The organism is Stenotrophomonas sp. 109824_Sma, from assembly GCF_056480025.1.
In genome coordinates this window covers 2,154,924-2,175,956 of sequence record NZ_CM151078.1, presented here as the reverse complement: position 1 = coordinate 2,175,956, position 21,033 = coordinate 2,154,924, and the positions used below count along the sequence as shown (strand labels likewise).

13 protein-coding genes are annotated in these 21,033 nt (G+C 65.9%); 4 read left to right on the top strand and 9 right to left on the bottom strand.

Going from position 1 to position 21,033, the window contains the following annotated elements:
- Window positions 1-22: 22 nt before the first annotated feature.
- The 3 genes from ACZK1G_RS10330 (at window position 23) to ACZK1G_RS10320 (ending at window position 4,668) form a co-directional block, all read left to right on the top strand.
- The gene (locus ACZK1G_RS10330; RefSeq protein WP_049443466.1) at window positions 23-1,699 is read left to right on the top strand and encodes a long-chain fatty acid--CoA ligase; all 1,677 of its coding nucleotides are present in this window, start codon (window positions 23-25) and stop codon (window positions 1,697-1,699) included.
- Window positions 1,700-1,860: 161 nt separating this feature from the next.
- On the top strand, window positions 1,861-2,733 hold the full coding sequence (locus tag ACZK1G_RS10325) for a crotonase/enoyl-CoA hydratase family protein (RefSeq protein WP_014037072.1): 873 nt from the start codon (window positions 1,861-1,863) through the stop codon (window positions 2,731-2,733).
- 180 nt (window positions 2,734-2,913) lie between these two features.
- Window positions 2,914-4,668, top strand: a complete 1,755-nt coding sequence (locus ACZK1G_RS10320; protein WP_101765390.1) for a hypothetical protein — start codon at window positions 2,914-2,916, stop codon at window positions 4,666-4,668.
- On the opposite strand, the gene ACZK1G_RS10315 is transcribed toward ACZK1G_RS10320, so the two are convergent.
- From ACZK1G_RS10315 to ACZK1G_RS10280, 8 genes are all read right to left on the bottom strand, one after another.
- The gene (locus tag ACZK1G_RS10315) at window positions 4,665-6,839 is read right to left on the bottom strand and encodes a response regulator (protein ID WP_014037070.1); all 2,175 of its coding nucleotides are present in this window, start codon (window positions 6,837-6,839) and stop codon (window positions 4,665-4,667) included. The genes ACZK1G_RS10320 and ACZK1G_RS10315 overlap by 4 nt on opposite strands.
- A complete protein-coding gene (gene rpfG, locus ACZK1G_RS10310) occupies window positions 6,836-7,981 on the bottom strand; it encodes a cyclic di-GMP phosphodiesterase response regulator RpfG (RefSeq protein WP_014037069.1) in 1,146 nt (381 codons plus the stop codon). The genes ACZK1G_RS10315 and rpfG overlap by 4 nt, the downstream gene beginning before the upstream one ends.
- A 205-nt stretch (window positions 7,982-8,186) precedes the next feature.
- Window positions 8,187-9,698: a lysine--tRNA ligase gene (gene lysS / locus ACZK1G_RS10305; RefSeq protein WP_049443463.1), complete on the bottom strand. Its 1,512-nt coding sequence runs from the start codon at window positions 9,696-9,698 to the stop codon at window positions 8,187-8,189.
- A 183-nt stretch (window positions 9,699-9,881) separates the two neighbouring features.
- A complete protein-coding gene (locus ACZK1G_RS10300; protein WP_101765389.1) occupies window positions 9,882-11,522 on the bottom strand; it encodes an acetolactate synthase large subunit in 1,641 nt (546 codons plus the stop codon).
- A 63-nt stretch (window positions 11,523-11,585) separates the two neighbouring features.
- Entirely contained in the window at window positions 11,586-12,971 is a 1,386-nt protein-coding gene (locus ACZK1G_RS10295; protein ID WP_101765388.1) for an NAD-dependent succinate-semialdehyde dehydrogenase, read from the bottom strand.
- Between the two features lie 663 nt (window positions 12,972-13,634).
- Window positions 13,635-14,417, bottom strand: a complete 783-nt coding sequence (locus ACZK1G_RS10290) for a helix-turn-helix transcriptional regulator (RefSeq protein ID WP_042358681.1) — start codon at window positions 14,415-14,417, stop codon at window positions 13,635-13,637.
- A gap of 45 nt (window positions 14,418-14,462) precedes the next feature.
- A protein-coding gene (gene prfB, locus ACZK1G_RS10285) for a peptide chain release factor 2 (RefSeq protein ID WP_014037064.1) occupies window positions 14,463-15,588 on the bottom strand; the annotation gives its coding sequence in 2 pieces (ribosomal slippage) (window positions 14,463-15,512 and window positions 15,514-15,588; 1,125 coding nt in all).
- Window positions 15,589-15,658: 70 nt separating this feature from the next.
- Window positions 15,659-16,519: a LytTR family DNA-binding domain-containing protein gene (locus tag ACZK1G_RS10280; RefSeq protein WP_049443460.1), complete on the bottom strand. Its 861-nt coding sequence runs from the start codon at window positions 16,517-16,519 to the stop codon at window positions 15,659-15,661.
- Between the two features lie 175 nt (window positions 16,520-16,694).
- Between ACZK1G_RS10280 and ACZK1G_RS10275 the strand changes: the two genes are divergently transcribed.
- The gene (locus ACZK1G_RS10275; protein WP_049443459.1) at window positions 16,695-17,894 is read left to right on the top strand and encodes an acyltransferase family protein; all 1,200 of its coding nucleotides are present in this window, start codon (window positions 16,695-16,697) and stop codon (window positions 17,892-17,894) included.
- A gap of 102 nt (window positions 17,895-17,996) precedes the next feature.
- On the opposite strand, the gene ACZK1G_RS10270 is transcribed toward ACZK1G_RS10275, so the two are convergent.
- Window positions 17,997-20,909, bottom strand: a complete 2,913-nt coding sequence (locus tag ACZK1G_RS10270; RefSeq protein ID WP_101765386.1) for a VIT domain-containing protein — start codon at window positions 20,907-20,909, stop codon at window positions 17,997-17,999.
- Window positions 20,910-21,033 lie beyond the last annotated feature (124 nt).

The window sequence follows — 21,033 nt, the reverse complement described above, 5'->3', positions numbered from 1 at the left end:
TCACGATTCCTGGAGGGGGAATATGAGTCTGGATCGTCCCTGGCTGCAGAGCTATCCGAAAGGCGTTCCCGCCGAGATCGACGTCAACGAGTTCCATTCGGTAGCTTCGGTCTTCGACGCTTCCGTCGCGAAATTCCGCGACCGTCCCGCCTACTCCAGCTTCGGCAAGGTGCTCACCTATGGCGAGACCGACGCGCTGGTCGAACAGTTCGCGGCCTACCTGCTCGGTGAGCTCAAGCTCAAGAAGGGTGACCGCGTCGCCCTGATGATGCCCAACTGCCTGCAGTACCCGGTGGCCACCTTCGGCGTGCTGCGCGCCGGCCTGACCGTGGTCAACGTCAACCCGCTGTACACCGCCCGCGAGCTCAAGCACCAGCTGGTCGATGCCGGCGTGACCGCGCTGGTGGTGGTCGACAACTTCGGCGACACCGTCGAACAGGTCATCGCCGATACGCCGGTCAAGCATGTGATCACCACCGGCCTGGGCGACCTGCTCGGCGGCAAGGGCGTGATCGTCAACTTCGTGCTGAAGTACATCAAGAAGATGGTGCCCAACTACCATCTCAAGGGCGCGGTGCGCTTCCGCCAGGCGCTCAAGCTCGGCAGCCGCCACAGCCTGCCCAAGGTCGAGATCGACCACGACGACATTGCGTTCCTGCAGTACACCGGCGGCACCACCGGCGTGGCCAAGGGCGCGATGCTGACCAACCGCAACCTGATCGCCAACATGCAGCAGGCCTCGGCCTGGATCAGTGCGTCGGGCATCGAGATGGGCAAGGAGTGGATCATCACCGCCCTGCCGCTGTACCACATCTTCGCGCTGACGGCGAACGGGCTGGTCTTCATGAAGTTCGGTGGCTGCAACCACCTGATCACCAACCCGCGCGACATGAAGGGCTTCGTCAAGGAGCTCAAGTCGGTGCGCTTCACCGCCATCACCGGCGTCAACACGCTGTTCAACGGCCTGCTCAACACCCCCGGTTTCGACACGGTCGACTTCTCGTCGCTGAAGGTCACCCTGGGCGGCGGCATGGCCGTGCAGCGCGCCGTGGCCGAGCGCTGGAAGAAGGTCACCGGCGTGACCCTGGTCGAGGCCTACGGCCTGACCGAAACCTCGCCGGCAGCCTGCATCAACCCGCTCACCCTGACCGAGTACAACGGCTCGATCGGCCTGCCGATCCCCTCCACCGATGCCTGCATCAAGGACGACAACAGCGCCATCCTGCCGCTGGGCGAGGTCGGCGAACTCTGCATCAAGGGCCCGCAGGTGATGAAGGGCTATTGGCAGCGCCCGGAGGAAACCGCCAAGACCATCGACACCGACGGCTGGCTGCACACCGGCGACATGGCGAAGATGGACGAACAGGGCTTCTTCTACATCGTCGACCGCAAGAAGGACATGATCCTGGTGTCCGGCTTCAACGTGTACCCGAATGAAGTCGAGGACGTGATCGCGATGATGCCGGGCGTGCTGGAAGTGGCCGCGGTCGGCGTGCCGGACGAGAAGTCCGGTGAGGTGGTCAAGGTGGTCATCGTGAAGAAGGACCCGAACCTGACCGCCGAAATGGTCAAGGAGCACGCCCGGGCCAACCTGACCGGCTACAAGCACCCCAAAATCGTTGAATTCCGAAAGGAACTGCCGAAGACCAATGTCGGCAAGATCCTCCGTCGCGAACTCCGCGATACGCCCGCCCAGTAAGGGTTTTCGGCAATTTGAACGGCACAGGGCCCGGGGCGGAAACGTCCCGGGCCCTTTCGCATGCGACGCCCCTGAGGCGGTGTAGCATCGCCGCGTGTGTGGACCGTTCGGCCCGCCGGCCACCCACCTGACACTGCGGGCCGCATGCCGAGGACCCTTCCATGAGTACCATCGAAAAGCTGCCCTCAAGCGGCTCGCCTTTTGCCACCATCCGTACCGAAGACAGTGCCGACGGCGCTGCCCACTGGCTGTTCATGCATGCCGATGCCGCCACCGGCATCCGTCCCTGCTGCCGCAAGGACATGCTCGACGAGATGTGGAGCTATATGGCCGCCATCACCCGCAGCCCTGCCGAGCGCCACAGCGGCACCCTGCGGCATTTCGTGCTGGCCTCGGACGCCGTCGCCTACAACCTGGGCGGTGACCTGGACCTGTTCACCCGCCTGATCCGCGAAGGCAACCGCGACCTCCTGTTGAACTACGCCCAGCGCTGCGTGGAGGGCGTGCACCACCTGCATACCGGGTTCGGCGGCGATGTCCGTTCGATCGCCCTGATCCAGGGCGACGCCCTTGGTGGTGGCCTGGAAATGGCCCTGGCCTGCCACACCATCGTCGCCGAGGAAGGCAGCGGCCTCGGCCTGCCCGAGGTTCTGTTCGGCCTGTTCCCGGGCATGGGCGCCTACTCCTTCCTGTGCCGCCGGGTGTCACCGCACCTGGCCGAGAAGATCATTCTCGACGGCCGGGTCTACAGCGCCGAGGAGATGCATGCGATGGGCGTGGTCGACGTGCTGGTGAAGAAAGGCGAAGGCCGCGCGGCCGTTGAAGAACTGATCCGCCAGCAGCAGCGCACCCCACAGTCCTATCTGGCAATGAACGCCGCACGCAGCATTGCCCAGCCTGTCAGCTATGACGAACTGCTGGAGATCACCAAGGTATGGGTCGATTCCGCCCTGGCCCTCGGCGACCGCTCGCTGCGCACCATGGATCGCCTGATCAAGGCCCAGACCCGTCGCGCCAGTCTCGACGCGGCCTGATTCATCCCTCCCCCAGGATGGGTTCAAGCCCGGTTGGCCACCGGGCTTTTTTTAGGGGTGCAACACCTTCAGCTGGACCGGCCGGCAGTAGAACGAACCTCGGACCTATCCAGCACCCAAGATGAACACCGATAATCCCGCTGATGGCAATGGAGCCGTCGAGGCTGCAAGAAGGGATCAATGTTCAGTTGCTTGTTCGGTGCTGGAATCCAGTGGATTCATCTCAGAAGTGATGCCCCTCGCCTCTTCGGCTTCCCGGAGTTTCTCTCTGGATTGGCGTTGCTCCTTCTGGTCTGGACCATATTCGACGTGAGGTATCGATTCCGCGTCGCAACCGCGAGAATTCACGTCGAGAAGTTCGCGATGATTGCGATGATCTCGGTGGGCTGCCTTACGCTCCTCACCGACTGGTGGCGCGCCACGTCCCGACCGGTCATCGCCGGATCATTGCTCACTCCGGAGACCTGGCAGGCCGCTCTTGCCGCCGTGTTCTTCGCCACATTGATCGCCTGGACAATCGCGGCGTTCTCATCATCGAATCGATTCAGTGCCGCCAACGCAAACCGCTTTTCTGAGGCCGTCCAGAAGATCATCGATCGCGGAAGGCCAGATGAAATTTCAGTACTGGTCGAGGAACTAGGTCGCTCCATGGGAGAGATCGCTCGCCACCTGCATGCACCGGAAACAGCGCCCAGCGACGAACGATCCGCGCACGCATGCGCAGAGCGAATCGCCAATCGATTCAAGGATCGGAACGTCTGTCGCACCATCGTAGTTGAGTGCCCGACCGCCATTCCCGCATTCTTCAGGGAAATCCCATCCACTGATCGGCCACATCCCGCCGCTATCCGTTTTGCAGAGAATCTGGTTGCTGAAGCAATCAGACTCGATGGGTCGTTCCTCTACAACGAGGACTACTTCCCCGCAGATGACATCGATGATGAGGCGCCCCCCCACCCGGCATCTGCCGCACTCGTCTGCAACCGCGCGCTACTCGATAACTCCTCAGACCTGCTGGCCCCACGCGAGGGATCTGCAGTCAGACTGAGCCTCCCCCAGTGGCACGCCTATCTCGGCCTGGTATCCCTGGCGCACGCAGCATGGATGGAAAATCCGTCGCCGGAACCTCCCGACGCACTGCATTGGGCACGCTTCTTCATTGATCGCCAGACCTCCGACCTTGCACAGATCAGGGAGCCCGTAACGTTCCGGAGCGAGTCCTACAAAAGTGTCGAAAAGGAACTGCAGTTCATTGGCAGATTGATCGCCCAGCTTCCGGAGACGCCGCCTCCATCGACAGGACGATGGGAGCCGGCAATCAGCTATATCGAAGCCATGGCGTTCTCGTTGATCGAGTCAGCCGCAGAGATGAAGGCCCCGCAGGCTTCGGCCACAAAAATTCAGTTCTCGCTCATCTGGGAACACCTGTTCTCGCACTCCATTCGTGCGTCGGCAGCAGGAAGGCAGTTCCAGGAGCGCATCGCCGCACGCATGCTCGCAAGTATCCGTGAATGCCCCAGCCCGGACGCTGTCCGCCTGCTCAGCTTCTGCATCAACGCTCTGGGCCTTTCGGCAACCACTGCCGAATCACGCTATGGAGAGCCCTGGCGCGCCTTCCACATGGATCTCCTGGCGTGGATGAAGACCCACCTCGGGCCCTTGCTGGAACGCTATCCACGCATGTCCGAGGACTTCGTTGAAGGCATCGAGTACGACGCCCCAAACCACACCTTGATCCGCTGGTACGTAAAGAGGGGCCAGCGCCAGCCGCACCCGCAAACCCTCCTGCTGACGCACCGGGAATCGATACGTCAGCCGTCCGACTCCGATCAGAAGCCAAGGGGCGCATCAAACTCCCTCGCCTGGATACTGCGCGCAGCGGAATCAGCGGCACAGCGGATTCTCGAACTCGCGCGACGAACCAACAATCCCTAACGCGCCTCACCATCATCAGCAGCACCGCGCAGGCGGCGTTCGGCCCGTGCCTCCAGCGCACGCCGGCCTTCCTTGATCGCGTCCTGCAGGATGTCCAGGCGCGGACGCCATTCGGTCTTGAGCTGCCAATCGGCCATCCGCATCAGCTCGCCAGCGCGGTTGGACGCGCGCATCAGGCCAAGGTTGCTGGCCACGCCCTTGATCGCGTGGGACTGTTCGCGGAACACATCCCAGTGCGCAGCTTCGCCGGCCTGCTCGGCCTTGCCCATGCAGCTCGCCACATCCTCCAGGCACTGGCGGATGAACTCGCGCTCGAAGCCCTCGCCCATGCCCAGCGAGGCCAGTTCGTCCAGCACGCTGCTGTCGAGCACCCCATCCTGCAGCGCCGCCGGCCGTACCACCGGCGCGGCCATGGTCTTCAACTGGGCGTTGTTGGCGATCTCGGCCAGGGTATCGAGCAGGCGTACCGCCACCACGGGCTTGGCCAGGAAGGCATGCGCACCGGCCTGGGTGCAGCGCTGGATCGCCTCGGGCGTGACATCGGCGCTGAGCACCAGCACCGGTGTGCGCGGTCCGCCGCCGGCCTGCATGACCCGCAGCTCCTTGAGCATGTCCAGCCCGCTCATGCCCGGCATGTGCAGGTCGACGATGACCGCGTCGAACTCGCTGTCGGCCAGCGCATCCAGCACCGCCTCACCGCCGTCCACGCACAGCACGCGGTGCCCGGCCTTCTGCAGCAGGCGCTGCAGGACCATGCGGTTGGCCTCATGGTCGTCGGCCACCAGGATCTGCATGCTGCGCACGCGGGCGCGATGGCGCAGGAACGGATCGGCAAAGGCGATCACGTTGCCGCCCGGCCCGACGTCTTCGTCGCCGGTCAGGCTCGGCACCGCGCCCGGCACCAGCGGCTGCGGCGGCGCGAACGGCAGCTCGACCCAGAAGTGGCTGCCGCGCGGCGGGTTTTCCAGATAGCCGATGTCACCGTCCATGGCTTCGACCAGGCCCTTGGCGATGGTCGTGCCCAGGCCGGTGCCCTCGTGGCGGCGCGCCATGCTGACGTCAGCCTGCTCGAAGGCATCGAACAGCCGCGCGCGCATGGCCGGCGCCACGCCGATGCCGGTATCGAGGATGTCGAAGCGCAACCGCACCGCGCCATTGGTATCCGCCTGGACGACGCCGACACGGATCTCGACCCGGCCGTGGTCGGTGAACTTGACTGCATTGCCGGCCAGGTTCAACAGGATCTGCCGCAGATGCCCGACATCGCCGCGCACCCGTGGCGGCACACCGTCGGCGACCTTCACCCGGTAGTCCAGTCGCTTGGCCTTGGCCTGCGGCAGCAGGATCAGCCCGATCGCCTGGATCACATCGGTCACGGCGAAGTCTTCGGCCACCACGCGCAGCTTGCCGGCTTCGATGGCCGAGATGTCCAGCACTTCCTCCACCAGCGCCAGCAGGCTGCGCGATGATGCCTGGATGGTGTTGAGGCACTCGCGCTGCTCGTCGTCCAGGCGCGTGGTCGCCAGCACTTCGGTCATGCCGTTGAGACCGTTCAACGGGGTGCGGAACTCATGGCTCATGTTGGCCAGGAAACGACTCTTGGCCTCGCTGGCGCGGCGCGCCTCGGCCATCGCCTCGGTCAACTGCCGCAGCAGCGTCGAGAAGTACAGCGGCACCGCGGCCAGGCCGAGCCATAGGCCGATGGCCAGGCGGAAATTCTGCTGCCAGTACGGAGTCAGCAGCACGGTGCAACCGAAGCTCACCATCGCCATGGCCACCGCCACGTACAGATAGTGGTTGCCAAAGCGCATGCCGTTGCCGACCGTCACCCACATCACCACGATGTAGACCCAGGACAGCGGCTCGCCCATCTGCACCATGCCGGCAGCGATCAGGCCGTAGTCGGCCAGCATGCCCAGCACGCGGCGTGGATCCGAACGCGCGGGCCGCCACAGCAGCCAACCGAACAGCAGCAGCGACAGGCTCAGGCCGGTCAGCACGATCGCCAGCACGCCCACGTATTGCGTGTGCGGCAGATCGTGGCGTGGCGCAGGCAACAGCACGTAGGCCAGGATCAGGCTGATCAGGACAATGCGGACGATCTGCTGGCCGTGCTCACTGTCCTGGCGCTGGGACAGGCGCAGCCGCAGCTGCGACAACAGCCGTTTCACGCGCCCAGCCCCGGGCGCGCGGACGCCATCGAATGCTCGGCGCAGATCTGGTCCAGCTGCTCGCGGCCGCGCAGCAGTGCGTCCACGCATCGGGGATCGAACAGGCGGCCACGCTGGGCGTAGAGATAAGCCAGGGTGGCTTCCATGGTCCATGCTTCCTTGTACGGACGGGGTGATATCAGGGCGTCGAAGACATCGGCGACGGCCACGATGCGCGCTTCCAGCGGAATCGCATCGCCGACCAGCCCATCGGGATAGCCACTGCCGTCGTAACGCTCATGATGACGCAGTGCGATCAACGCGCCAACCTGGATGAAGCGATTCTGGCTACCACTCAGCAGTTCATGGCCAATGCGCGGGTGCCGGCGCATGATCGCCAGCTCCTCCTCGTTGAGCTTGCCCTGCTTGAGCAGCACCGCATCGGGGATGGCGATCTTGCCCATGTCGTGCAGCGGCGCGGCCATCTCGATCAGGCGCACTTCCTCTTCGGGCAGCCCGAGCTGGTCAGCGATCAGGCCAGCCACGCGCGCCATGCGTTCCAGGTAGGCACTGGTGCCGGCATCACGGAACTCAATCGCGCGCGCCAGCCGCGATAGTGTCTCGCGCTCCCGCTCTTCGACTTCATGCATGCTGGCCAGCAGGCGCTGCTCCAGCGACAACGCGCGCTGCTTCACGTTCTCGGTCTGCTGGCGCAGCTGCAACAGGTTGTAGCAGCGCGCACGCAGTTCGCGCGGACGGATCGGCTTGACCAGGAAGTCGATGACACCAGCTTCCAGCGCCGCCTGCCGGATCGGCTCGTCGCCGACCACGGTGATCAGGATCACCGGAATGTCGCGGTGCTTCGGCAGGCGACGGAAACGGCGGGCGAATTCCAGCCCGTCCATCTCCGGCATGCGGTAATCGAGCAGCAGCAGGTCGACCGGATGCGCTTCGCACCACGCCAATGCGGTCAGCGGATCGCCGAAGTCATACACGCTCAGTTCCGGCGCGATGTCCTCGATGACGTGACGCAGCATCGTCCGGGCGGAAGTCTGGTCGTCAACAATGACGATGTTCAACGCGTACTCTGCCTGGTTTTTCGACCATGCTGGATCATCAGCAGGCGAGGATACTCTGCCGCTGCGAACGCTCGCACCCTGCATCGGCCTGACTCCCGTGTCATGCGTCCCGGTTCATGATCGTCATCACATTGTGAAGCGGGCTCTCCACACTGTGCACTCCCCTTGGCGCCGATCAAGCCACAACAGGCGTCAAGGTAGTGCAATAACGATACGCCGAGTGCGGGAGGCGTCAATCGCGCCGTCCCGTTTCGGGACGGCGCGCACAATCAGGAGTCAAAAAGACGACTTACTGCTCCGGACGCATGTACGGGAACAGCAGCACGTCGCGGATCGAACTGCTGCCGGTCAGCAGCATCACCAGGCGATCGACGCCGATGCCAAGGCCGCCGGTCGGGGCCATGCCGTACTCCAGCGCACGGATGTAGTCGGCGTCGTAGTGCATGGCCTCGTCGTCGCCACCCTCCTTCGCGGCCACCTGGGCCTGGAAGCGCTGGGCCTGGTCTTCCGGGTCATTCAGCTCGGAGAAGCCATTGGCCAGCTCCTTGCCGTTGACGAACAGCTCGAAGCGGTCGGTGTAGCCCGGATCGTTGTCGTTGGCACGGGCCAGCGGCGAGACCTCCACCGGGTGATCGGTGATGAAGGTCGGCTGGATCAGGGTGTGCTCGACGGTGGCCTCGAAGATCTCCAGCAGCAGCTTGCCCCAGCCGTAAGACGGCTTGACGCGGATCTTCAAGCGCTCGCAATGGCGCAGCAGCGCGTCACGGTCGGTGCAGTCGGCGGCGGAGATTTCCGGGTTGTGGTGGCGGACCGCCTCGTCCATGCGCCAGCGGCGGAACGCCGGGCCCAGGTCGATCTTCGCGCCATCCCACTCCACCTCGGTGCCACCGTTGACCGTCGTGGCCACGTCACGGATCACGCCTTCGGTCAGGTCCATGATCTCGTTGTACGTGGCATAGGCCTCGTACAGTTCCATCATGGTGAATTCCGGGTTGTGGCGGGTGCTGACGCCTTCATTGCGGAAGTTGCGGTTGATCTCGTACACGCGCTCCAGGCCACCCACGGTCAGGCGCTTGAGGTACAGCTCCGGCGCCACGCGCAGGTACAGGTCCAGGTCCAGCGCATTGTGGTGGGTGGTGAACGGCTTGGCCGCCGCGCCGCCGGGGATGTAATGCATCATCGGCGTCTCGACTTCCAGGAAGTCGCGGTTGTCCAGCCACGCGCGCATGGCGCGGATGATCTTCGAGCGCTTGATGAACACCGCGCGCGACTCCGGGGTCACGATCAGGTCGACGTAACGCTGGCGGTAACGCTGCTCGACGTCGGCCAGGCCGTGCCACTTGTCCGGCAGCGGGCGCAGCGACTTGGTCAGCAGGCGGATCGATTCGGCCTTGACCGACAGCTCGCCGGTCTTGGTACGGGTCAGGCCGCCTTCGACGGCGATGATGTCGCCCACGTCCCAGCCCTTGAAGGCGGTGTAGGCATCGCCCAGCACCGCGCCCTGCAGGAACAGCTGGATGCGGCCGGACTCGTCCTGGATCTGCGCGAAGCTGGCCTTGCCCATGATGCGCTTGGCCATCAGGCGGCCCGCCATCTTCACCTGGCGGCCGTTGCCTTCCAGAGCCTCGGCGGTCCACTGTCCGGCATCGGCGAATTCTTCCTGCAGGCGGCCGGCGAAGTCCTCGCGACGGAAGTCGTTCGGGTACGCGATGCCCTGCCCACGCAGCGCTTTGAGTTTCTCACGGCGCTCGGCGATCAACTTGTTTTCGTCGACGGGGGGGGTATCGGTAGCTTCGCTCATGGATCTGCGGGAATCGTGTAGTGAGGGGGGATGCTGCGCCCGGCACAGCCGGTTGCCCAGCATACCAAAACCGCCCTGCCCCGGCCCCGGCCCGCCGCCCGGTAGCCGCCAACCCTGGTTGGCGCTCTGCGTGTCGACCAAGGTCGACACCTACCGGGCGGATCGGCCGGCCCTGCTCCGGCCTTACCTGTTTCCTGGGAACGCCTGGCGCAACTCGTCCACCAGCACCCGCTGGTTCTCCGAGTAATCGATCGGCACCGACACCAGGTGCACCCCGCCCTCGTTGAAGGCCGCTTCCAGGGTTGGGATGAACTGCTCGATGGCCGTCACCTCGTGACCCTTGCAGCCATAGGCCTCGGCATACTTCACGAAATCGGGGTTGCTGAAGGTCATGCCGTAGTCGGTGAAACCATCCACCGCCTGCTTCCAGCGGATCATCCCGTAGGCGCCGTCGTTGAGGATCAGCACCACCAGGTTCAGGCCCAGCCGGCGCGCCGTCTCCAGCTCCTGGCTGTTCATCATGAAACCGCCGTCACCGCAAACCGCCAGCACCCGCCGCTGTGGATACAGGATCGAGGCCATGATCGCCGACGGCAGGCCCGCGCCCATCGTCGCCAGCGCGTTGTCCAGCAGCAGCGTATTGGCCACCTGGGTGCGGTAGTTGCGCGCGAACCAGATCTTGTACATGCCGTTGTCCAGCGCCACGATGCCGTCCGGCGGCATTACCTGGCGCACGTCGTGCACCAGCCGCTGCGGGGTGAACCCGGCATCTTCGGCACGGTCGGCCAGGTGCTCAAGGATGGTCGGGCGCAGCGGCAGCAGCGCGGCGGCATTCGGCACCGCGCCCTCGATGCGGTCGGCCAGCTGGGTCAACGAACGGCCGATATCGCCGATCACCTCCACCTGCGGGAAGTACACCTGCTCCACCGCCGCCTGCGAGTAGCCAATGTGGATCACGGTCGGCCCACCCGGGCGCATCACGAACGGCGGCTTCTCGGTGACCTCGTGGCCGATGGTCACGATCACGTCGGCCTGGTCGATCGCCATGTGCACGTAGTCGCGCTCGGTCAGCGCCGCGGTGCCCATGTACAGGCCCGAACCGCCGGCCACCGCGCCCTTGCCCATCTGCGTGGTGAAGAACGGGATGCCGGCGCGCAGCACAAAGGCCGACAGCGCTTCGCTGGACTGCGGTCGCGACGCCGCTGAAGCGATCATCAGCAACGGCCGCTTGGCATTGCGGATGATCTCCGCCGCCCGGTCCAGCGCCTCCGGGCTGGCAATGGGACGGTCCACCGCGTGCGGCGGAATCAGCGCCACGCCCTCGACCTCATCGGCCGCGATGTCTTCGGGCAGCTCCAGCAACACCGGGCCCGGGCGCTCTTCCTGGGCGACACGGAACGCCTCGCGGACGATGGTCGGGATGGTGCGCGCCGAGACGATCTGCCGCGCCTGCTTGGTCAGCGGCTTCATCGTGCCGACGATGTCGACAATCTGGAAGCGCGCCTGCTTGCTGGCGACGATGCCCTTCTGGCCGGTGATCATGATCACCGGCCACGCACCCAGCAGCGCGTAAGCAGCGCCGGTGGTGAAGTTGAGCGCACCCGGGCCGAGCGTGGCCAGGCACACGCCGGGCTTGCCGGTCAGGCGACCATAGGTGGCCGCCATGAACACCGCCGCCTGTTCGTGGCGGGTGATGACCAGCTCGATGCTGGAATGGCGGAGCGACTCGACCACATCGAGGTTCTCTTCGCCGGGGATGCCGAAAATACGCTCGACGCCTTCGTTCTCAAGTGCGGCGACGAGCAGGTCTGAACCCTTGGACATTGGAATGCCGTCCTTTTCGCTGGACTGATGGTGGATCGTTGCAGGAAGGATGAGAGCCGCGCGTCAACGCTTGTCGAACCACACGGTCTGCGCGTTGACGAATTCACGGATGCCGAAGTGCGAGAGCTCGCGACCGAAGCCGCTCTTCCTCACGCCGCCGATCGGCACGCGTGGGTCCGAGGCGGAGAAGCCGTTGACGAACACGCTGCCGGTCTGCAACCGGCGCGCCAGCTGCATGGCCCGCGCGCGGTCGCCGGTCCACAGGTTGCCGCTGAGGCCGAATTCGCTCTGGTTGGCCAGCTCCACCGCATGGTCGGCATCGCGGGCCCGGCTGATCGAGGCCACCGGCCCGAAGGTCTCGGTATCGAAGGCCTGCATGCCCGGCTCCACGCCGGCCAGCACGGTGGGCGCATAGAACGCGCCCGGGCGATCCAGCTGGTGGCCACCGACCAGCAGCTGCGCACCGGCCTCCACCGAGGCGCGCACCTGCGCGTCGAGCTGTTCCAGCAGGTCCTGGCGCGCCATCGGGCCGATGCGGTTGCCTGCTTCACGACCATCGCCGATGGTCAGCGCCTGCACCTTCTGGCAGAACTGCGCCACGAAGCGGTCGTACACCGCGTCTTCAACGATGATGCGCTTGCCGGCGATGCAGACCTGCCCGGTGTTCTGGAAGCGCGAGGCCACCGCCGCATCGACGGCCGCATCGAGGTCGGCGTCGGCCAGCACGATGAACGGATCCGAGCCGCCCAGTTCCAGCACCACCTTCTTCAGCGCCTGCCCGGCCTGCGCGGCGATGCTGCGGCCGGCGGCCACGCTGCCGGTCAGAGTCACTGCCGCGATACGGTCATCGGCGATCGCGCGGCTGGTGCCCTCGCGGCTGATGTTGGCGGCGATGAAAGTGCCTTCCGGCAGCCCGGCATCACGCCAGGCGACATCAAGCAGCTGCGCGGTACCGACGATGTTCTCGGCCGGCTTCAGCAGGAAGCCGTTGCCGCCCATCAGGATCGGCACCGCCGCGCGCATCACCTGCCAGTACGGGAAATTCCACGGCATGATGCCCAGCACGACGCCCAGCGGCAGGTAGGACACGTAAGCCTTGTCATCAGGCACCTGGGTCGGTTCGTCGCGCAGGAACTGCGCGCCGTGGTCGGCGTACCAGTCGCACAGCACGGCACACTTCTCGATCTCGGCCAGCGATTCGGCCTGCACCTTGCCCATCTCGGCGGTGGCCAGCGCAGCCAGCTTCTCGCGGTCACGGCGCAGTACGCGCGCCATCGCACGCAACACCTGCGCTCGCTGTTCGAGGCTGCTGGCACTCCAGGCAGCGAAGCCGGCCTGGCCGCGATCGAGGATCGCATCGAGCTCGGCATCGGTGGCGAAGGGATGGCTGGCGATCTGCAGGCCGGTGGCCGGATCGCGGGAAATGGCGGTGGTGGGGGCAGCGGACATGCAGGTCTCCTGGTGTCTCGACAACGGGCGGCGGCCCGTCTCCTGCACAGGAATGTGGACCCTATGGAGGGGCACAACAAGGCGTCTGCTTATCCTGTGACCTGCACTTACCTGCCTGAATGGGGTGGGTTGTCCTGGCAGGGCTGCGCCCTGCACCCGCCGAAGCAACGGCAACAGCCGAAGCAACAGCACGAGCTGGTTTCCTATGGGATGGCGGGGTGGGTCCGGTTGCGGGGGACGGCGTGAATACATCCATGTAGCCTCGGTCGCGCCATCCATGGCGCTCACGCCCCCGCAACCGGACCCACCCCGCCTTCGGCGGTTTCCTGCGATCTGTCGGAAATACTCTTGGGGTCAGATCCGTTTTCCGTAGGAAAACGGATCTGACCCCGGAATTCCTTTCGATATCTGACAGATGTGTCGACCAAGGTCGACACCTACCAACAACCGCGCGAAATCTGTCTGAGGTGGGGTGGTGTGGGTTGGCAGGACCGTTGGCGCCATGGATGGCGCCATCGAGCCCCCATGGACGGGTTTACGGCGTGTCCTGCCAACCCACACCGCCCCGCCATCCCGCAGGAAGCCAGCATTTGGAGTTGCTGTTGCCGGCCAGCGGCCGGCACTACCGCAGGTGCAGGGCTGCAAGCCCTGCCGAACAACCCTCTACCTACGCGGCAGGTAGGTCACCAGTGACAGATCGTGCCGGCTCTCCGGCACCAGCGCCACGTACTGCAGGTCCAGCAACCCGCGCGTGGGATGGTTCAGCTTCTTCGCACCTTCATCGAACCGACGCACGTCGTGCTCCGGCCACCACTGGCGGAACTCCTCACTGTGCGCCGCGATGTCCTCGACCAGTGCCAGGAACGGGGCCTTGTCCGGCGCCTGCGCCATCGCCGCACGGAAGCCCGCCAGCAGGCCGCGGGTCATTTCTTCCCAGTTGAGGATCAGCGTGCGGTACGGCGGGTACAGGAACATCAACCGCAGCGTGTTGCGCTCATGCGGCGCCAGCTGGCTGTAGTCCACGAACAGATCGGCGATGGCCGGGTTCCAGGCCAGGATGTCGAAGCGGGTGTTGCGCACATAGGCCGGGATCGGCTGCATCGCGTCCACCAGCTGGCGCAGGCCGTCGGTCACGCTCTCGTCCGGTGATTCCAGCGGCACGCCGTAGCCGGACAGCGCGAACGCGTAGGCGCGTTCGTCGTCGCTCATGCGCAGCACCTGCGCCAGCCGCTCCAGTACCTCGGGCGAGGCGCGTACTTCACGGCCCTGCTCGATCCACGTGTACCAGCTGACGCTGACGCCGATCGCCAGCGCGACTTCCTCGCGCTTCAGGCCCGGGGTGCGCCGGCGCCCGGCCGGGAGGCCGAGCGTGGCGGGGTCGACACGGGCGCGGCAGGCCTTGAGGAAGCCGCCGAGTTCCTTGCGTTCACTTTCGCTGCGCATCATCGCCCTCCATCACGGAGGGCGATGCTATCCGCGCAGGCGCGTCGATCAGGCATCGACGCGCTTGGAGCCCACGGCCAGGCCGGCCTTCAGGCTGGCCTCGACGAACTCGTCCAGGTCGCCGTCCAGCACCTTCTGCGTGTCCGAACGTTCGATGCCGGTACGCAGGTCCTTGATGCGGCTCTGGTCCAGCACGTAGTTGCGGATCTGGCTGCCCCAGCCGATGTCGGACTTGGTGGCTTCCACGGCGTCCTTCTCGGCGTTGCGCTTCTGGATCTCCAGCTCGTACAGCTTGGCGGCCAGCATCTTCATCGCGTTGTCGCGGTTCTGGTGCTGGCTGCGGCCGGTCTGGCAGGCCACGACGATGTTGGTCGGGATGTGGGTGATACGCACCGCCGACTCGGTCTTGTTGACGTGCTGGCCACCGGCACCGGACGAACGGTACACGTCGGTTCGCAGGTCGGCCGGGTTGATGGTGATGTCGATGTTGTCATCGATTTCCGGCGACACGAACACCGAGGTGAAGCTGGTGTGGCGGCGGTTGTCCGAGTCGAACGGTGACTTGCGCACCAGGCGGTGCACGCCGGTCTCGGTCTTCAGCCAGCCATAGGCATAGTCGCCTTCCACGCGCAGCGTGGCCGACTTGATGCCGGCGACGTCGCCACCGGACACTTCCATCAGCTCGGTCTTCCAGCCGCGCGACTCGCACCAGCGCAGGTACATGCGCAGCAGGATCTCGGCCCAGTCCTGGGCCTCGGTGCCGCCGGCACCGGCCTGGATGTCGACGAACGCGGCCGCATTGTCCATCTCGCCGGAGAACATGCGCTGGAATTCCAGCTTCTCCACGTGGGCCTGGTGCTTGTCGAGGTCGGCGACCACGGCCAGTGCGGTGTCCTCATCCTGCTCGGACTCGGCCAGCTCCAGCAGTTCGGTGGCGTCGTTCAGGCCATCGAGCACCGAGGCGATGCCGCCCACGGTCTTTTCCAGGCTGGAACGCTCGCGGCCCAGGTTCTGGGCGTACTCGGCGTTGTTCCAGACGTCGGGGCTTTCCAGCTCCCGCGTTACTTCTTCAAGACGCTCTTTCTTGGCGTCGTAGTCAAAGATACCCCCGAAGCGACAGCACGCGATCGGTCAGATCGGTGATGCGCTGGCGGACAGGATTCAGTTCGATCATGTCGGCGGTTATGCATTCAAAAGATGACTGGTAATGATACCGCAGGCCGCGGGTGCCCGGAATGAGGGCCTCACCCTGCCCCCAGCGCCTGCCGCAGCAGCGGCAACTGGCGCCGGCTGCAGGGCACTTTGGCCCCGTCGGCCATGTGCAGCAGGGCCTCGCCACCGTCCAGCGGCTCGATCGAGCGCAGCTGGCCCCGATGGATCAGCCAGCTGCGGTGCGGGCGCAGGAACACCCCCGGGTCCAGCCGCTGCTCCAGTACCGCCATGGTGATCCGCAGCGGGTAGTCGTGGCCGCGTACCCGCAGGTTCACGTAGTTGCCCGCGGCCTGGGCGTACTCCACGTCCGCAGTGGCGACCAGGAATTCCTTGCCCAGCTTGCGCACCAGGAAGTGCTGGGGGCGCTCGACCGGCTCCACCGGCGGGCCGACGTCGGGCTCGGCCAGCAGGCTCGCCTCACCCTGCCGGCGCCGGCCGAACCAGCTGGCAAAGTGCTCCAGTGCCACGAACATCGCAAACGTGCGCACATCCTTCAGGTATTCGTACGCAAAACGCTCCAGCCAGCCGGCATCGTCCTGGTACCGATAGCCCAGCGCTGCATACGCCAGGTGCCGCAGCAGCATCATCCCCACCACGTGCAGCAGCGACCAGCCGACGCTGGCCAGAAGATACAGCGGCAACCGCTGCTTCCAGGTATCGGCATGCAGCGGCCAGCGCTCGCAGCCCCACCACAGCAACGGCAGGGTCAACAGGATCAGGCCGAGGCTGCTGAACTCCCAGATCATCGGTTCCCACAGGCCGAGATCGGCGCCGCGGCGTCCGGCATCCATCACTTCCACCAGCGCATTGGTCACGGCTGAAGCGGACAGGATGGCCGCCCATACCAGCAGGCGGGTTGACGTGCGCCAGCGCGGTGGTCGGCCCTGGGTCATTGCTGCATCCATGTCGTTGCGGTGCTCCAGCCTGCCTCAAGGGACCAAGGGTAGCGGCTCCATTGGTCCCACCACCCCCGCCATTGGTCACCGCGCGGGTTCCGGCGGCCCCTTGGCGGTCGCTGCACGGACCGGGCGGCGTCACCTTGGCTCGACTCTCCGGCACACCATCCCCATGACCCGACGCCACGACATCGACGCCCTGCGCGTGTTCGCCTTCGCCCTGCTGATCCTCTACCACACCGCCATGGCCTATGTGGACGACTGGGGCTTCCACCTCAAGAGCGCGCACACGGCCGAATGGCTGCAGTGGCCGATGGTGTTCGTCAATCGCTGGCGGATGTCACTGCTGTTCCTGATCTCGGGCATCGCCATCGCACTGATGCGGCCCGAAGGCAGGTTGCTGCGCTTCGCCGGCCTGCGCACCTGGAAGCTGCTGTTGCCCCTGCTGTTCGGCATGTTCGTGATCGTACCCATCCAGCCTTACTGCGAAGGCGTGGCCAACGGCCATGTAGCGCCGGGCTTCGGCCACTTCCTGCTGCGCTACTGGCAGGTGCGGCCCTGGCCGGAAGGCAGCTTCGCGGGCTGGCAGTACGGCATCACCTGGAACCACCTGTGGTACCTGGCCTATCTGTGGAACTACACCCTGGCGCTGGCCCTGCTGATGCCATTGCTGGGAACCACAGGGGTGCGCAGCGCGATGGCACGCGTTGCAGCCTCACCCACGCTGCTGATCGGCATTCCGTTCGCCCTGCTGCTGGCCTGGGTGGTCTGGCTGGAGCCGATCTATCCGTCCACCAATGCCCTGCTCGGCGACTGGAACCAGCACGCGAAGTACGCCACGGTATTCCTGGCCGGCTACCTGCTGGGTCGCGAGCCACTGTTCTGGGAACGGGTGGTCGCCCTGCGCCGCACCACCCTGTGGTTGGCGCTGGCTGCGGTCGGCTGGTACCTGGGCCTGCGCATCCTTGGCCAGGTGCTGGCGGCCGATTCCCCCCTGCGGCAATGGCCCGAACCGTTCTGGGACCTGCAGGTCCGGACCAGCCAGTCGCTGTACGTATGGACCGCGCTGCTGGCCATCCTGGGCTGGGGAAAGGTCTTCCTTGATCGCCCGTTCCGCTGGCTGCCGTACTGCACCGAGGCCATCTATCCGTGGTACATGCTGCACCAGAGCCTGATCATCGCCCTGCTGTTCTGGCTCAAGCCACTGCAGCTGGGCCCGTGGATGGAACCAGCCCTGCTGCTGGCCGGTACCGTCGGTGGCTGCCTGCTGATCCACGAGCTGCTGATCCGACGCTCGCGCTGGCTGCGGCCGCTGTTCGGCCTGCGTGCCGATCCACCAGCGTCGACGATCGCACGCGCCGTGTCCTTATAGCGCCGAGCCGATGCTCGACTACCTCTGCCATGAGCCGAGCATGGGCTCGGCTCCACCTCGAGGCAGTCGAGCAAGCTCGACGCTACATAAGCCCGGGATCGGTCATTTCACCTCGAACTCGCCCACCAGCACGGTCTCGGCACGGTCCTTCAACCGCATCGTTACCATCTGGTCCTTCTGCTTCGGCGTGCCCCAGTGCGTGGTCAGGCGCAGCATCAGGGTCGTTGCACCGGTCACCAGCTGCTGGCGGCTGCCGAAATAGTTCGCCTCCACCTTGTACTTGCCCGGCTTGGCGCTGCGCAGCGAGAACTGCTCGGGACCATAGCCGCCGGTGAAGTCCTGCGACATCCGCCCGCCCTGGTAGGTCTGGCGGTTGCCGTAGTACGCGCGCTCGCCATTCGGGTCAGTCACCCACAGGTCCATGTCGCTGTTGTCGGCGTCCCACGACAGCACCACACGCAGGTCCAGCGGCATCGCCTGCAGCAGTCGCGGGTCGATGCTGCGGGTGTCCAGACGCGGCGTACTGCGCGCCACCAGGTTGGTCAGCTCATCCAATGCGATCAGGGCGATGCCATCGAAACGACTGTCCCACGGCCGCACCACCACCTGGTACAGCGGCGCCAGTGCCTGCTGCGGCTTGCCCGCTGCTGCCAGCGCCAGGCCCAGGTCGCGGAAGCTCTGCGGCTCCTCCTGACCCATCGCCAGCACCTGCTCGAACACCGGCACCGCCAGTGCCGGTGCATCGGCCTGCATCAGCCGGTAGCCGAGCACGCGCAGCAGGTGGCGGTTGTCCAGGTCCATCTCGGCAAGGTTCGACAGCACGCGCAGTGCCAGTTCGCGCTGGCCCTGCTCCAGCAGCAGGTCGGCCACGTCGAGGAAGAACGCGCTGCTGTCGGCATGGGCATCGCGCTCGGCCAGATAGCGGTCATAGAGCTGCGACGGCGGACCCTGGCGCAGGCGACGGGCGATGGCCGAATCCGGCTGCCATGCCGCCAGCTGGATGCCGAGCTGGCCGTCGTTGGCGGCAGCGGATGCGTCGGCGGACCCGCTGGTGACTGCGATCGCATCCAGCGCCTTGTTCGATGCAGGTGCTGAACGGCGCGCGCGTGCGCTGCTGGCGTCCATGCGCTGCTCGGCAGCCGCGGCCATCGGTGAAGGCGCAGCCGGCGGGGCAGGCGCAGGGGCTGCCAGCATCGCCACGGGTGCGGATTCGGCTGCGTAGCCTGCGGATGCAACTTCCAGCGCCATTTCCTTGGCCTGCGGCGGCGCGCCCTTCGGCCAGCTCCGGTTCCACCACTGCTGGCGCTCCTTCCAGCGAGCGGCCACTTCATCCAGGCGCTGGCGATCGGCTGCGGCGCGATCACGTACCTGCACTGCAAACCTGGCGTCGTACTCGGCGCGCAGCGTGCCGGACGGACGGATCGCATAGCGCAGGTAGTCCTCCAGCGTCTCCAGCACGATCAGGGAGGTATCCGGCCCGACCAGGCCGAACTGCTGCGACAGCCGCTGCATGGCTTCGCGGTTGCCTCGACGGTCGGCGCCGAGTTGCTGCAGACGGGCCTGCGCCCACAAGCCGGCCACCAGTTCACCGTCGTCACTCTTCTGCGTTGCCGGCAGCGCTTGCCATTCACCGCCGCCCACGCGCACCCGCATCGGCACGCCGTCGGCCGCCAGTCGTGCATGCAGCCACAACCAGCCCTGGGCTTCACTGCGACGATCGATCACCACGTCCTGTACGCCGCGGCCCGCATCGGCCTGCACGTCCAAGGGCGACGACAGTAGTTCGCGAGCGGCCGCATCAACATCATTACCCAGCGCGACGAAGCGTCCGCCATGCGCTTCGCTCCAGCCACGCAGTCGCGTGCTGTCAGTACGGGCGCCGGCGCTGCTGATCGCGAACAGGCGTTGATCCGGCGCGAGTGCTGGCAGTGCTTCCGGCCCATAGGTCAGCAGACCATCGCTGAGCAGCAAGTATTCCTTCACACTCGGCTGCGGCTGCCACTGCGCCAGCGCGCTGGCACCGTCCGGGCGCACGGCCTGCAGCGCAGCACGCAGCTCGTTCCAGTTGCCGGCGCGGACGCGGAAGCGCCGCACCGGTTCGGCGCGGTCGCGCAGCACGGTCAATGCCACCGTGCCGTCACCCATCGCGGCGAAGTAGCGATCCAGCAGCGCGAACTCACGCGTGCGATTGCGCTGCCCCGCCGAACCGGAACCATCCCACAGCAGGCCGATCTCGCTGGGCAGCGTGCGGGGCGTGCTGCTGGCCGCCACCGGCAGCTGCGCCAGCAGGTAGTGCCCATCCTGCCAGAGCGCCAACTGGACCTGCGCCTGACGTGCTGCGGGCAGGCGCCACTGCAGCTGCGTCGGCAGCTGCGCGCCCTTGCCCTGCCAGTGCAGCTGGCCCGCAGTGATGCGGAACGGCGCCATGCCCGCGGTGGACGCGCCCGGTGCCTGCAGCTGCAATTCAACCGAAGCCGCACCGGCGGCAAACTGCAACGGCAATGTCCATTGCCAGCCTTGTCCGGCGAAGGCCAACGGCTCACGAATCACCAGCTGCACGCGGCGGCTGCCACCGGCCGGCAGCGGATAGATGCGCAGGCGGAACTGGTTGCCGGCAGTCTGTTCCAGCAGGCCCGGGTCTACGCCACGCCGGGCGATTTCTTCGAACACCTGACGGCCACGGTCCTTGGGCACCGGCACCGCGTCACGCAGTTCGCCGTTGATGTCCAGCGCGAAGCCGGTGATCTGCTGGCCATCGGCCAGCGGGAACTGCAGCTCGCCCTCCAGTACGCGCCGGTTCGGGTTGTGGAATTCCAGGGTGATCCGGGTCTGGGCGACGCCGGCCTGGACCTCGCCTTCGATGCGCGCACGCTGGAGCTGCACAGGCTGTTCGGCGGCGGGCGCAATCAAAAGCGGTGTGGCGGCTTGCGGCCGGGCAATGCGTGGCGACTGGGCGCCGGCGGGCCAGATTGCGAGGGCAAGCATCAACACGCTGCAGCAACGGGCGAAGACCATGACAGGGCTCCAGTGGGATCGTGGACCTTTGAACGCGCGAACAGCCGGAACGGGGTTGAACGCCGTGCAGCTTTTCATCGCCCCCACCAGCAGGCACCATGCCCCACTTTCCCGACGTGCAAGG